Raw genomic sequence first — 13,910 nt, 5'->3', positions numbered from 1 at the left:
CCTACTTAGGCACGACGACGGCATCGGGGCCGGGAAACACCAGCCCAGTGTGCCCGTCGTCGAACCGCACCACGTACGGAGGCCCGCCGTTCGTGCCCTGCACCTCCGTGATTACGCCGCTCCGGTCCCTTTCGCCAACGGTATTCCCGTGCACCAGGAGCCGGTCGCCAACCGTCGCATTCATACCTCCCACATTGGTACGCGGATAGCCGGACGAAAAGAGCGATTCCGAAGTTTTGCGGAGGGCGGAGAGAGAGATCAAATGATGACCGAATTGTTACCAGCCACGGAGCCACGGGAGCCCTGACGGGAGGGCCGAGCGCCTGACGGGTGGGACAAGCGGGAGGGACACGGTGCGTGAACGCGCCTGCCGCGTTCGAGGTGCGGCGTGCGGTGCCGCTCGGCGTGCGAGGTGCGGCGTGCGGGCCGGTGCGGCGCGCGATACGCCGTGGACCGCGAGGCCGGCGACTCGGTACGCGAACGGAGGGCGGCCCGGGACCACGAGGCCACGAGGCCACGGCCAACGGCGCCCGGCATCAGGTACGCACGGAAGTGCGTCACACAGCACACGTCACCGACACCGACCGACACCGACACCGACACCGACACCGACACCGACACCGACACCGACACCGACACCGACACCGACACCGACACCGAGCATGGGCCCCACCGCGTTACGCGCCCGGGCTGCACCACGACCGGTGGGCGCGCCGCACGCGACACCCCCTCCACCTCCACAGCCGCACCTCCCCCGCCGTACCACGCCCTGCCACTTCCTGTCACTTCAGGGGCACGCAGGCTGGTCTCTAGGTGAGGCGGCTAGACTCGCCCGCCGCGAGTGAGAAGCCTCCCTCACGGGGAGGCTACGAGCTACAGAGGAGGCATCCCGGGCGCAACGAGGATTCGAGCGAAATTTCGTCCGTTTTCCTGTCTTGTTAAATTGCTCCCGGGATGTAACCTTTGGTGGCGATTCGTCCTACCATCGGTGGTCTAGGCCATCGCAGATGGCCCTGCCAGCAGGGACACTCTGGTTACCGGCCAGTAGAGATGCGTTTTCTACGGCTAGCGACCAGGATGGAAGGCGACCCAGACCAGACATCAGTCCATCTCGGAAGGCGAGACCCAGTGGCTTCCGGACGCCAGCGATTCTCGATCATCAGCGACGGCCTACCCAGCCAGCTGCCTGATGTCGACCCCAGCGAGACCAACGAGTGGCTCGAGTCTCTCGACAACGTCGTCAAGACCGAGGGCCGCACCAGAGCCCGCTACCTCATGCTCCGCATGCTGGAGCGCGCCCGCGAGCACCAGGTCGGCGTGCCGGGCCTGCGCAGCACCGACTACATCAACACGATCCCGCCGGAGCGCGAGCCCTGGTTCCCGGGCGACGAGCACGTCGAGCGCCGCATCCGCGCCTACATCCGCTGGAACGCGGCCATCATGGTGTCGCGGGCGAACGCCCGCACCAACGTGGGCGGCCACATCGCCACCTACGCCTCGGCCGCCTCCCTGTACGAGGTGGGCTTCAACCACTTCTTCCGCGGCAAGGACCACGGCGAGTCGGGCGACCAGGTCTTCTTCCAGGGGCACGCGGCCCCGGGCATCTACGCCCGCGCCTTCCTCGAGGGGCGGCTCAACGAGGCGCAGCTCGACGCCTTCCGTCAGGAGCTGTCGCACGGCTTCCACGGCCTGCCCTCCTACCCGCACCCGCGACTGATGCCGGACTTCTGGGAGTTCCCGACGGTCTCCATGGGCCTGGGCCCGATCGGCGCGATCTACCAGGCGCGGTTCAACCGCTACCTGCTCAACCGGCAGATCAAGGACACCAGCCGCAGCCACGTGTGGGCGTTCCTCGGCGACGGCGAGATGGACGAGCCCGAGTCGCTCGGCGCGATCGGCCTGGCCGCGCGCGAGGAGCTCGACAACCTCACGTTCGTGATCAACTGCAACCTGCAGCGGCTCGACGGCCCGGTACGCGGCAACGGCAAGATCATCCAGGAGCTGGAGTCGTACTTCCGCGGCGCCGGCTGGAACGTCATCAAGGTCGTCTGGGGCCGCGACTGGGACCCGCTGCTGGCGGCCGACGTCGACGGCGTGCTGGTCAACCAGATGAACACCACCCCCGACGGCCAGTTCCAGACCTACTCGGTCGAGACCGGCGGCTACATCCGCGACAACTTCTTCGGCTCCGACCCGCGCCTGCGCAAGATGGTCGAGCACCTGACCGACGACGACATCCGCAAGCTGTCGCGCGGCGGCCACGACTACCGCAAGGTGTACGCGGCGTTCAAGGCGGCCCGCGAGCACGTCGGCCAGCCGACGGTGATCCTCGCCCAGACCATCAAGGGATGGACGCTGGGCAAGGACTTCGAGGCGCGCAACGCCACCCACCAGATGAAGAAGCTCACCAAGGCCGAGCTGAAGGAGTTCAGGGACCGGCTCTACCTGCCGATCCCCGACTCGGCCCTGGAAGGCGAGCTGCCCCCGTACTTCCACCCGGGCGAGAACGACCCGGAGATCCAGTACATGAAGGAGCGCCGCGCGGCGCTCGGCGGCGTGCTGCCCAAGCGGGTCGTCCGCGCCAAGCCGGTCAAGCTGCCCGGCGACGAGGTCTACGGCACCTTCAGCAAGGGCTCGGGCAAGCAGCAGGTGGCCACGACCATGGCGTTCGTGCGGCTGCTGAAGGACCTCATGCGTGACAAGGAGATCGGCCACCGGTTCGTGCCGATCATCCCCGACGAGGCGCGCACGTTCGGTCTCGACGCGATGTTCCCGACGGCCAAGATCTACTCGCCGCACGGCCAGACGTACGAGGCCGTCGACCGCGAGCTGCTGCTGTCGTACAAGGAGTCGGTGCAGGGGCAGATCCTGCACGAGGGCATCAGCGAGTCGGGCTCGATGGCCTCGACGATCGCGGCCGGCACCGCGTACGCCACGCACGGCGAGCACATGATCCCGATCTACATCTTCTACTCGATGTTCGGCTGGCAGCGCACCGGCGACGCGATGTGGCAGATGGGCGACCAGATGGGCCGCGGCTTCCTGCTGGGCGCCACCGCGGGCCGCACCACGCTCAACGGCGAGGGCCTGCAGCACGAGGACGGCCATACCCCGCTCATCGCCTCGACGAACCCGGCCGCCGTCTCCTACGACCCGTCCTGGGCGTTCGAGGTGGCGCACATCGTCAAGGACGGCCTGCGCAGGATGTACGGCGACCAGCCGGAGGACGTCTTCTACTACCTGACCGTCTACAACGAGCCCTACCTGCAGCCGGCCCAGCCGGCGGACATCGACGTGCAGGGCCTGCTCAAGGGCCTGTACAAGTTCGCCGACGGGCCGCAGACGCAGGGCCCGAAGGCCAACATCCTGGCCTCCGGCGTGGCGGGCCCGTGGGCGATGGAGGCGCAGCGGCTGCTGGCCGAGGACTGGGGCGTGTCGGCCGACGTGTGGTCGGCGACGTCGTGGTCGGAGCTGCGCCGCGAGGCGCTGGCGTGCGACGAGCACAACCTGCTCAACCCCGACGCCGAGCGCCGCGTCCCCTACGTCACCCAGGCGCTCTCGCAGGCGCAGGGCCCGTTCGTGGGCGTCAGCGACTACATGAAGGCCGTCCAGGACCAGATCGCGCAGTGGGTGCCGGGTGACTGGTCCTCGCTGGGCACCGACGGGTTCGGCCTGTCCGACACCCGCTCGGCGCTGCGCCGCCACTTCCACGTGGACGCCGCCTCGATCACGCTGGCCGTGCTGACCAGCCTGGTCAAGCGGGGCGAGCTCGACGGCGAGGTGCTGCGCGAGGCGATCGCCAAGTACCACCTCAAGAACGGCGTCACCGAGGCCGGCGGCGCGGAGAGCAACGACACCCAGTCCATGGGAGTCTGAGTCATCCAGCACGAGGCGCTCCCGCGAACCTTTTTCGCGGGAGCGCCGTCATATCCGGCCGTCCGCGCCGTTGGCCTGGTGAGGCGGCACGTTCAGGAGGGGTACGTGCCGCCTCACCCTGGTTTGGTGCACGGTCACGTATTGTGGGCACTACTTCCCCCTGAGAGATGTGAGGGGAAGTTCGTCATGCGTCGCGTCACAGCCGCCGCCCTGCTCCTGGCGGCCGCCGCTGGTTGCTCCACGGCACCCGCAGAGCCCGCCTCCGGGCCCTCAGCGGACTCCACAGCCGCTTCCGACAAGATCTCCTGGGGGCCCTGCACCGACATCAAGCGCCCCGACGGCGAGCCGCCGGCCCGCCAGGACGCCTCGGTACGGTGCGGCAAGCTCGCCGTGCCCCTCGACTACGCCAAGCCCGACGGCGAGAAGCTCAACCTGGCGCTGATCAAGCTGCCGTCCACGGGCGGCGCGGGCAAGCGGCTGGGCTCGGTGGTGTTCAACTTCGGCGGCCCGGGCGCCTCCGGCGTGGACACGCTCGACCAGGCCGCCAAGGCGCTCACGGCGCTGCGCGCCCGCTACGACCTGATCAGCTTCGACCCGCGCGGCGTCGAGCGCAGCTCGGGCGTGCGCTGCGGGGACGGCGCCGAGATGGACAAGTTCGTGGCGCTGGACACGCTGCCGCCGGACGACGAGACGGACAGACAGGTCGCGTCCGCCAACAAGCGCTTCGCCGCGCTCTGCCAGCAGAACTCCGGCAAGATCCTGCCCTACGTCGGCACCGTGAACGCCGCCCGCGACATGGACCGCATCCGCGACGCGGTGGGCGACGCCAAGCTCAACTACGTCGGCATGTCGTACGGCACGCAGCTCGGCGGCGTCTACGCCACCCTGTTCCCCAAGAACGTGGGCCGCATGGTGCTGGACGCGCCGCTGGACCCGACGGTCACGTTCGAGCAGCGCACGCTGGCGCAGACGCGCGGCTTCCAGAAGGCGTACGAGAGCTTCCTGCGCGCCTGCGTGAAGGAGACCTGCGCGCTCGGCAAGGACCAGGCCACCGCCCACACGAACGTCGAGAACCTGCTGAACCAGCTCACCGCCCAGCCGCTGAAGGTCGGCAACCGCGAGCTGAGCCAGGGCCTGGCCTCCACGGGCGTGGCCGCCGCACTGTACTCGGAGCTGACCTGGCCGTTCCTGGAGGAGGCGCTGGGCGCGGCGCTCAAGGGCAACGGGGAGGCGCTGCTGTACCTGGCCGACTCCTACACCGGGCGCAGCCCCGACGGCAGCTACTCCACGCAGATGACCAGCTTCCCGGCCATCACCTGCGTGGACACCGCCGAACGGCCCGACGAGGCGACGCTGCGGCGCACCGAGCAGGCCGCGCTGAAGATCTCGCCGCTGTTCGGCAGCGAGGGCTCGGGCGGGCTGTGCCGGGTGTGGCCGGCCAAGGGCAGCGACGAGGCCCGGCACGTCGACGCCACGGGGTCCGCGCCGATCGTGGTGGTGGGCGGCAAGGGCGACCCGGCCACGCCGTACGAGTGGGCGCCAAAGCTGACGGCCCAGCTCAAGACCGCGACGCTGGTCACGTACGAGGGCGAGGGGCACGGGGCGTATCTGTCGGGCAGCAAGTGCATCCAGGGGCTCGTGGACGCCTACCTGATCGACGGCAAGGTGCCCGGCAAGGGCACGAGCTGCCCGGCGGCCTAGTCTGGGCGGCGTGACGGACTACCACTCCAAGATCGAGACGGAGGCCGCCCGCCTGGCGGCCCTGGCAGGCGACCTGTCCGTCCCGGTGCCGACGTGCCCGGGATGGACGATCGCCGAGCTGATCACGCACGTCGGCCAGACGCACCGCTGGGCCGTGCACATGCTGCGCAACCGCGTCCAGGAGCGCGTCTGGTCGCGGCAGGTGCCCAGCGGGCTGGCCGAGGGGCAGAGCGGCGACGCGGCCTGGCTGGCGGCGGGGGCCGCCGAGCTGCTGGAGGTCCTGCGCGAGACCGATCCGTCCATGCGGGTGTGGACCTGGGGCCCGGACCAGCGGGCCTCGTGGTGGCCGCGCCGGATGCTCTTCGAGCTGGTGGTGCACCGGGTCGACGCCGAGCTCGCGCTCGGCGTCGACCCTGAGATCCCGGCGGGGACCGCGATCGACGGGATCGAGGAGTTCCTCCACAACCTGCCGTCGGCCGCGTGGGTCACCAAGTCCCTGGCGCAGCTCGGCGCGGAGGGGGCCACGATCCACCTCCACGCGAGCGACGCCGACGGCGAATGGACCATCACGCAGGGCCCCGCCGGGAAGATCGAGTGGGCGCGCGGGCACGCCAAAGGCGACGTCGCCGTGCAGGGCCCGGTGAGCGAGCTGCTGCTCCTGCTGTACGGCCGCCGCTCCCCCGACGCCCTCACCGTGTACGGCGACCGGCCCTTCCTGGACCGCTGGCTGTCAGCCGCCGCCTTCTAGCCGCCTCCCGGGCGCTTCCCGGTCGCCGCCCACCGGGGCCCTGGACGCGCCGCCGTTCGGCGATCGGCGGCGTGTCCAGGGCGAGGGGGAACCGCTCCCGGAGTGGGACACGGCCCGCTCGCCTGCCGGGTTGTCGCGGGGAAGGCGCTGTCCCGGCGTACGAGCGATCATCAGTTGCCCCTCACTTTTCGAACAAGACAACGATCTACTGTGTGGGCGACAACCCTATGTCGGTGTTTTCGAGCGATCAGTCGAGCAGCGTGCCGTGCACGGCCATCTCCGGCACCTCGGTGGCGAAGCCTTCGAGCGGCCGGTCGGGGCAGCGCTCGGCGGTGACAGTGGCGGCGGCGATGCGGTCGAGGCGGAAGACGCGTACGTCGTCGCGCAGCCGGCACCACGCCACGAGGTACCAGAACCCGCCCCGGCCGCCCAGGAACACCCCCGGCTCCACGTCACGCGAGGTGATCGCGCCCTTGGCGTCGGCGTATTCGAGCCTGAGCACCCGCCGCCGCAGCAGCGCCTCCTCGATGGCCCGCGAGATGCCCTCGGCGCCGAGCGGCTGGATCTCGCTGCCCTGCTCGGGCGGCAGGTGGACGAGCTGCACGCGCCGCGCCAGCTCCCTGGCCAGGTCGCCCTCGGGCCCCGGCATCGCGGCCACCACCTTGCGTAACGCGCTGCGCGCCTGCCGCCCGAACGGCTGGTCGCCGGCCTGGCTGAGCGCCACGGCGATGGCCACGGCCTCGGCCGGGGTGAAGTTGAGCGGGGGCAGCGACATCTTCTTGTCGATGGCGTAACCGCCCTTGCGGCCGGGCTCGGCGTAGATCGGCACGCCGGACTCCTGCAGCGCCGCGATGTCGCGCTCGATGGTGCGCACGCTCACCTCGAACCGCTGGGCGATCTCGCGGGCGGAACGGCAGCGGGGCGCGATGGCGCGCAGGTCTTCGACGAGCGCGTAGAGCCGGTCGGTACGGTTCACAGCCGGAACGCTACGCCCCGCCACCGACAATCGCGGGGCGCTCGGCAGCCACGGGCACACTCCCGTAACCGCCGGGCCACAGGGGTCTCACGCCTGGGCCACCGCCCCAGGATCCTCTCCGGGGAGAGTACGCCTGATCCAGCTTTCCCGCCACGCAACGACGCGCCATTTTTCGCCGGCTCCCGAGGACCCGGCCGATCACGCCTCGCTCTCTCCCCGGGTCCACGAGAGCAGCCGGTCGAGGGGCCAGGAGTTGACGATCCGCTCCGCCTCGATCCCGCACCTGGCGGCGCGCTCGCACCCGTACCGCTGCCAGTCGAGCTGCCCGGGCGCGTGCGCGTCGGAGTCGATCGAGAACACGCAGCCCATCTCGTACGCCAGCCGCATCAGCCGCTTCGGCGGGTCGAGCCGGTCGGGCCTGGAGTTGATCTCGACCGCCACCCCGAACCGCCGGCACGCCTCGAAGACCAGCTCCGCCTCGAACTCCGACTCCGGCCGCTTCACCCCGCGCTTCCCGCCGGCCTGCACCACCCGTCCCGTGCAGTGACCGAGCACGTCCACGAGGGGGTTGGCGATGGCGGTGACCATGCGGCGGGTCATCTCCTCGCCGCCCATCCGCAGCTTGGAGTGCACGCTGGCGACCACCACGTCGAGCCGCTCAAGCAGCTCGGGCTCCTGGTCGAGCGAGCCGTCGAGGTTGATGTCCACCTCGATCCCGGTCAGGATCCGAAACGGCGCCATCCGCTCGTTCAGCTTGGCCACCACGTCGAGCTGCCGCTCCAGCCGCTCCGCCGACAGCCCCTTGGCCACGGTCAGGCGCGGCGAGTGGTCGGTCAGCGCCCAGTACTCGTGCCCGAGCGCGACGGCCGCCTCGGCCATCTCCTCGATCGGCGAGCCCCCGTCGGACCAGTCGGAGTGGCTGTGCAGGTCACCCTTGAGCGCCGCGCGCAGCTCCGCCGTCTCGGCGTCGAGCTCCACTCCGGCCGTCGCCCGCATCCTCCGCAAGTAGGTCGGAACCTGCCCGTCGAGGCTTTCGTTGACCACGAGAGCGGTGACTTTCCCGATCCCGGGCAAGTCGCCGAGCGCACCGCTGTGGGCCAGATGGGCGAGCTCGTCGGGGGACAGCTCGTCCACGACCGCGGCGGCGCGCCGGAAGGCACGCACGCGGTACGTGGGCTCGCCCGCGCGCTCCAGGAGAAAGGCGATCTCGCGCAGGGCCTCGACCGGATCCATGCGTTCATTCATACCCAAGTCAACGACAAGCGCGGGGCGCTACCAATTGAACGGGGACAAGGGCCGCCGCTAGGCTGATCGGCCCAGGAAAGCAGGAGTTTGATGGCAAAACCGCCGCAGGCGACCACAGAACCGCCGCGCAAATCGTCCAAGGTCGTCCCGCTGGTCGTTCTCGGGGTGCTGTCCGTGATGGTCGTCGGCTACTGTGCCGCCGTGTCGGACGACGACGACGAGGTCACCGCCGACTGCGTGATGCTCGTGGAGGACGACGACACGACCCCCACCCCGGTCCCGTCGCCGTCGCCGAGCACCGCCACCTCGTCGCCCCCTGCGGGGTCCTACGTGGTGGTCGACGACTCCTACTGCGACGACGACGGTGGTTCGAGCCACTATTACGGGGGTTCGCGCGGGGCGTACGTCTGGTACTACGGCGGTCACCGGGTCGGCAACCGGGTCCAGGGCGGCACCACGCTCAAGCCGTCCGACGTGACCATCACCAGCCGCGCCGGCAAGGAGATCCAGCGCGGTGGCTTCGGCCGGAGCTGGACCGGCGGGAGCTGACCGTGCGCCGCGAACATGCCACTCCCAGGAACGGCTGGGAGAAGACGATCGAGAGCCAGGGGCTGGCCTACCACCGCGCCGCCCACCCGTCCGGGCTGAGCAGGCCGTACTGGGACGAGTCCGTCCACTACGTCTTCTCGATGGAGGAGGTGGAGGAGCTGGAGCGGCAGGTGGAGGAGCTGCACGAGATGTGCCTGCGGGCCGTCGACCACGTGGTCGAGGCCGGCCGCTTCGCCGACTTCGCCATCCCCGAGTGGGCCTGGGAGGAGGTCGCGCGCTCGTGGGAGCGCCGCGACGCCTACCTCTACGCCCGTTTCGACCTGCGCTACGACGGCGCGGGCCCGGCCAAGCTGCTGGAGTACAACGCCGACACGCCCACCTCGCTGCTGGAGTCGTCGGTGGTGCAGTGGTTCTGGCTGCAGGACGTCTTCCCCGATGACGACCAGTGGAACTCCATCCACGAGCGGCTCATCGACCGCTGGCGGGAGCTGCGGCTGCCGCCCGGCCCCACGCACTTCGCGTTCACCAACGCCGACGAGACGGGCGAGGAGGCCATGACCGTGGCCTACCTGCAGGAGACCGCCGAGCAGGCGGGCCTGCAGACCGTGGCCGTGGCCATGGAGGACATCGGCTGGGACGCGCTCAACCGCCGCTTCGTGGACGTCGAGGAACGCGTGATCCGCTCGGCGTTCAAGCTCTACCCGTGGGAGTGGATGCTGGCGGACGACTTCGGCCGACACGCCGTGCGGCACGCCACCTGGTTCGAGCCGCTGTGGAAGACTCTGCTGTCGAACAAGGCGCTGCTGGCGGTGTTGTGGGAGCTCAACCCGGGCCACCCCAACCTGCTGCCCGCCTACCTCGACGGCCCTCGCGACCTGACCTCCTACATCGCCAAGCCGCTGCTCGGCAGGGAGGGCGCCTCGATGCGCATCGTCACGCCGGAGGGCACCCAGGAGACGCCGGGGAGCTACGGCCGGGAAGGCTACGTCTTCCAGGGCTTCGAGGCGCTGCCCGTCTTCGAGGGGCAGCGGCCGGTGCTCGGCGCCTGGATGATCGCCGACGAGTCCGCCGGCCTGGGCATCAGGGAGACGACCGGCCTCATCACCGATGACACCTCCTCGTTCGTCCCCCACCGCATCGCCCTTTGACGATCCCACAGATCCCCCCACACCCATGCCTTTGCACGAATGGAACTGACGTGACCCTTCTCGAAACCCTCGCCCGCGGCTCGGGAGCCATCGCCGCCTATGCCGCCGTCGGCCTGATCCTGATGATCGTCGGCTTCTACGTGATCGACTGGGCCACCCCCGGCAAGCTGAGCGAGATCATCCGCAGCGAGCGGAACCCGAACGCCACCCTGCTGGCCACCTCCGCGCTGGCCGCCGTCGGCCTGATCGTGGCCGCCTCCATCTGGGCCTCCGGCGGCCGGCTCGCGGAAGGGCTGGCGGGCACGGCGGTGTTCGGGCTGGTCGGCATCGTGGTGCAGACGGTGGCGATGCTGGTGTTCGACCGGATCGTCGGGATCTCCGTACGGGACCTGATCAAGGAGCCCGAGCTGCAGCCCGGCTCGCGGCTGCTCGCGGTGACCCACCTGGCGATCGGCCTGATCACCGCCATTGCGGTGATCTAGCACAGGCGCGAACCACCGTTCCGGTCATCCGGAGAGACCTGGCACTCTAGGAGGCGTGACAGACCGGACCCGGGAGGACACCACCCGCAGGCTCGAGCGGGCCATGGGCTCCCTCGGCACCGCGGCCATGGCCCGCATGGACGATCAGCTCCCCTGGTTCCGCGCGCTCAGCGCGGAGGACCGGTCGTGGGTGGGGCTCGTCGCCCAGGCCGGCATCGCCGCGTTCGTGGAGTGGTTCCAGCACGCGGGCAAGGACCGGCCCACACCCAGCATCGAGTTCTTCGGCACCGCGCCGCGCGAGCTCAAGCGCTCCATCTCGCTGCAGCAGACCGTGGACATCGTCCGGGTCGTGGTCGAGGTGGTCGAGGCCCAGACCCACGAGCTGGCCGCGCCCGGCGGCGAGGACCAGCTCCAGCAGGCCATGCTGCGTTACACGCGCGACGTGGCCTTCGCCGCCGCCCACGTCTACGCCCGCGAGGCCGAGGCCAGGGGGTCGTGGGACGCCCGGCTGGAGGCCCTGATCGTCGACGCCCTCGTCCGCGGCGAGGTGGACGACGGCCTGCACTCCTGGGCCGCCGCGCTCGGCTGGACCTCCGCCCCGGTGGTCGTCATCGCCGGTCACGCCCCCGACGACGACCCGCGCGCCGTCATCGACGGGCTGCGCGAGAAGGGCCGCCGCATCGGCATGGACCTGCTGGCCGGGGTGCAGGCCGACCGGCTGATCGTGATCGTGGGCGGCGCCGGCAGCGTCGACGACGCGGCCAAGCAGGTCGTGGCCCGCTTCGGCGTGGGCCCCATCGTCATCGGCCCCGAGGTGCCCGACCTGCACGCCGCCGCCCGATCCGCCAGGGCGGCCCTGGCCGGGCTGAAGGCGTCCTGCGGCTGGCCCGACGCGCCCAGGCCGGTGCACGCCGAGGACCTGCTGGCCGAGCGGGCGCTCGACGGCGACACCGACGCCAGGGAGCAGCTCATCGAGAACGTCTACCTGCCGCTCGCCGGCACCCCGTTGCTCGACACGCTCGCGACGTACCTGGAGCAGGGCACGTCGCTGGAGGCGACGGCGCGGCTGCTGTTCGTGCACCCCAACACCGTGCGCTACCGGCTGAAGAAGATCACCGAGCTGACCGGCTACCAGCCCACCGAGGGCAGGTCCGCCTTCACGCTGCAGGTGGGCCTGATCCTGGGCAGGCTGTCGGAAAGCGCCGAAACGTGGCGGGCTCTAACGTAATGCCACGGAAATCCCCACTGTAGGGTTCCTACAAATCACCCCGGACAAAGTTCGTACGGATCTCCATCCGCGTGTCGAAGTTCTACAGGGCAAGGTGGTTTTTGTGCTTGTACTCGTCGCCCCGGGCCAAGGTGCCCAAACGCCGGGCTTCCTGACCCCATGGCTTGAGCTGCCCGGTCTGGCCGACAGGCTGGGCTCCTGGTCGGAGGTGGCGGGGATCGACCTGGTCGCCTACGGCACCACCGCGGGGGCCGACGAGATCCGCGACACCGCCGTCGCGCAACCCCTGCTCGTGGCCGCCGCGCTGGCCGCCGCCGAGGCGCTCGGCGCGACCCCCGACCTGCTGGCCGGTCACAGCGTCGGCGAGTTCGCCGCCGCCGCGCTGGCCGGGGTGCTCACCCCCGAGCAGGCGCTCCGCCTGGTACGCGAGCGGGCCCAGGCCATGGCCAAGGCCGCGGCCGTCACCGAGACCGGCATGACCGCCGTGCTCGGCGGCGTCGCGGAGGAGGTGCTGGCCGGCATCGACAAGCACGGGCTCACCCCCGCCAACATCAACGGCGCCGGCCAGATCGTGGCCGGCGGCACCCTGGAGCAGCTGGCCGCGTTCAAGGACGACGCGCCGGCCCGCGCCCGCCTCATCCCGCTCTCGGTCGCGGGGGCCTTCCACACCCACCACATGGCCCCGGCCGTCGAGAGCCTGCGCGAAGCCGCCTGGAACGTCGTACCCGCCGACCCCAGGATCACCCTGCTGTCCAACTCCGACGGGCAGGCGGTCGCGACCGGCGCCGAGTTCCTCCAGAGACTGGTCAACCAGGTCAGCAACCCCGTCAGATGGGACGCCTGCATGGAGACCATGGCCGGGCTCGGCGTCACCAAGATGATCGAGTTGCTGCCCGGCGGCACGCTGACGGGCCTCGCCAAGCGCGGCCTGCGCGGCGTGCAGACCGTGGCGCTGAAGACCCCAGACGACCTCGACGCGGCCAGGGAGCTGATCAAGTGAGGATCCCCGACATCGCCCCAGGCGGCAGGGTGCTGGCCCTCGGCCACTACCAGCCGTCCAACGTCGTCACCAATGACGACCTGGCCAAGACCATGGACACCAACGACGAGTGGATCCAGTCCCGGGTCGGCATCAAGGAGCGCAGGGTCGCCCCGGACGGCGAGTCGGTCGAGGACATGGCCACCATCGCCGGCGGCAAGGCGCTGGCCGCCAGCGGCCTGTCCCCCGACGACGTCGACCTGGTCATCGTGGCCACCTGCACGCTCGAGACCCAGATCCCCAACGCCTCCGCCGTCGTGGCTCACCGCCTCGGCATCAAGGCGCCCGGCGCGTTCGACGTCAACGCCGCCTGTGCCGGGTTCTGCTACGCGCTCGGCACCGCCAGCGCCGCCGTACGCGCGGGGTCGGCACGCAACGTGCTGGTCATCGGCTCGGAGAAGCTGTCGCAGTGGGTCGACTGGACCGACAGGTCCACCGCCGTGATCTTCGCCGACGGGGCCGGCGCGGCCGTGGTCGGCCCGTCCGAGACGCCCGGCATCGGCCCCGTGGTGTGGGGCAGTGCCGGTGACAAGGCCGACGCGATCGCCATCAAGGATCGCGACCACTTCCTCCACCAGGAGGGCCAGACGGTCTTCCGCTGGGCCACCACCGCCCTGGCGCCGGTGGCGCTCGAGGCCTGCTCCCGCGCGGGCGTGGACCCGTCGGAGCTGGCCGCGTTCGTGCCGCACCAGGCCAACCTGCGCATCATCGAGGCCATCGCCCGCAAGCTGGGCGCCGAGAAGGCCGTCATCGCCCGCGACATCGTCAACGCCGGCAACACCTCGGCCGCCTCGATCCCGCTGGCGCTCTCGCGCATGCTGGAGCGCGGCGAGGTCCGGTCCGGAGACCTGGCGCTGATGCTCGGCTTCGGCGCGGGCCTGACGTACGCGGGCCAAGTGATCGAGATTCCCTAAGTGC

Annotated in this window: 12 protein-coding genes; 9 read left to right on the top strand and 3 right to left on the bottom strand. The window is 70.5% G+C overall.

Annotation, left to right across the window (positions count from 1 at the left end):
* Window position 1: 1 nt before the first annotated feature.
* Window positions 2-184, bottom strand: coding sequence for a DUF1918 domain-containing protein (locus AB0I79_RS06185; RefSeq protein ID WP_357867683.1), 183 nt, complete (start codon window positions 182-184; stop codon window positions 2-4).
* 944 nt (window positions 185-1,128) lie between these two features.
* Here AB0I79_RS06185 and aceE point away from each other — a divergent pair.
* The 3 genes from aceE (at window position 1,129) to AB0I79_RS06170 (ending at window position 6,325) form a co-directional block, all read left to right on the top strand.
* Window positions 1,129-3,876, top strand: coding sequence for a pyruvate dehydrogenase (acetyl-transferring), homodimeric type (gene aceE, locus AB0I79_RS06180; protein WP_357867680.1), 2,748 nt, complete (start codon window positions 1,129-1,131; stop codon window positions 3,874-3,876).
* 186 nt (window positions 3,877-4,062) lie between these two features.
* On the top strand, window positions 4,063-5,577 hold the full coding sequence (locus AB0I79_RS06175; RefSeq protein WP_357867677.1) for an alpha/beta hydrolase: 1,515 nt from the start codon (window positions 4,063-4,065) through the stop codon (window positions 5,575-5,577).
* A 10-nt stretch (window positions 5,578-5,587) separates the two neighbouring features.
* A complete protein-coding gene (locus AB0I79_RS06170; RefSeq protein ID WP_357867674.1) occupies window positions 5,588-6,325 on the top strand; it encodes a maleylpyruvate isomerase family mycothiol-dependent enzyme in 738 nt (245 codons plus the stop codon).
* Between the two features lie 247 nt (window positions 6,326-6,572).
* Here the strand turns inward: AB0I79_RS06170 and AB0I79_RS06165 are convergent, their stop codons facing one another.
* Window positions 6,573-7,301 carry a YafY family protein gene (locus AB0I79_RS06165; RefSeq protein ID WP_357867671.1) on the bottom strand — a complete coding sequence of 243 codons (729 nt, stop codon included), beginning with the start codon at window positions 7,299-7,301 and terminating at the stop codon, window positions 6,573-6,575.
* A gap of 198 nt (window positions 7,302-7,499) precedes the next feature.
* Window positions 7,500-8,534, bottom strand: a complete 1,035-nt coding sequence (locus tag AB0I79_RS06160) for a PHP domain-containing protein (RefSeq protein ID WP_357867669.1) — start codon at window positions 8,532-8,534, stop codon at window positions 7,500-7,502.
* A 102-nt stretch (window positions 8,535-8,636) separates the two neighbouring features.
* On the opposite strand from AB0I79_RS06160, the gene AB0I79_RS06155 reads away from it, so the two are divergent.
* The 6 genes from AB0I79_RS06155 (at window position 8,637) to AB0I79_RS06130 (ending at window position 13,906) form a co-directional block, all read left to right on the top strand.
* Entirely contained in the window at window positions 8,637-9,095 is a 459-nt protein-coding gene (locus tag AB0I79_RS06155; protein WP_357867666.1) for a hypothetical protein, read from the top strand.
* A 2-nt stretch (window positions 9,096-9,097) separates the two neighbouring features.
* Window positions 9,098-10,243: a glutathionylspermidine synthase family protein gene (locus tag AB0I79_RS06150; RefSeq protein WP_357867664.1), complete on the top strand. Its 1,146-nt coding sequence runs from the start codon at window positions 9,098-9,100 to the stop codon at window positions 10,241-10,243.
* 50 nt (window positions 10,244-10,293) lie between these two features.
* Window positions 10,294-10,725, top strand: coding sequence for a DUF350 domain-containing protein (locus tag AB0I79_RS06145; RefSeq protein WP_357867662.1), 432 nt, complete (start codon window positions 10,294-10,296; stop codon window positions 10,723-10,725).
* 103 nt (window positions 10,726-10,828) lie between these two features.
* On the top strand, window positions 10,829-11,953 hold the full coding sequence (locus tag AB0I79_RS06140) for a helix-turn-helix domain-containing protein (RefSeq protein ID WP_357869618.1): 1,125 nt from the start codon (window positions 10,829-10,831) through the stop codon (window positions 11,951-11,953).
* A 103-nt stretch (window positions 11,954-12,056) separates the two neighbouring features.
* Window positions 12,057-12,953, top strand: a complete 897-nt coding sequence (locus AB0I79_RS06135) for an ACP S-malonyltransferase (RefSeq protein ID WP_357867660.1) — start codon at window positions 12,057-12,059, stop codon at window positions 12,951-12,953.
* The gene (locus AB0I79_RS06130) at window positions 12,950-13,906 is read left to right on the top strand and encodes a beta-ketoacyl-ACP synthase III (protein ID WP_357867658.1); all 957 of its coding nucleotides are present in this window, start codon (window positions 12,950-12,952) and stop codon (window positions 13,904-13,906) included. The genes AB0I79_RS06135 and AB0I79_RS06130 overlap by 4 nt, the downstream gene beginning before the upstream one ends.
* Window positions 13,907-13,910: the final 4 nt, after the last annotated feature.

It is taken from the genome of Nonomuraea sp. NPDC050202, assembly GCF_040656115.1.
Taxonomy (GTDB): domain Bacteria; phylum Actinomycetota; class Actinomycetes; order Streptosporangiales; family Streptosporangiaceae; genus Nonomuraea.
The sequence above is the reverse complement of the archived record's forward strand: the minus strand, read 5'-3'. Positions and strand labels throughout refer to the sequence as shown.

Excerpts from the sequence above, each read along its gene's own strand:
- AB0I79_RS06185 (WP_357867683.1), bottom strand. The coding sequence starts at position 184 with ATGAATGCGACGGTTGGCGACCGGCTCCTGGTGCACGGGAATACCGTT.
- AB0I79_RS06160 (WP_357867669.1), bottom strand. The coding sequence starts at position 8,534 with ATGGATCCGGTCGAGGCCCTGCGCGAGATCGCCTTTCTCCTGGAGCGC.
- AB0I79_RS06175 (WP_357867677.1), top strand. The coding sequence starts at position 4,063 with ATGCGTCGCGTCACAGCCGCCGCCCTGCTCCTGGCGGCCGCCGCTGGT.
- AB0I79_RS06140 (WP_357869618.1), top strand. The coding sequence starts at position 10,829 with ATGGGCTCCCTCGGCACCGCGGCCATGGCCCGCATGGACGATCAGCTC.
- AB0I79_RS06155 (WP_357867666.1), top strand. The coding sequence starts at position 8,637 with ATGGCAAAACCGCCGCAGGCGACCACAGAACCGCCGCGCAAATCGTCC.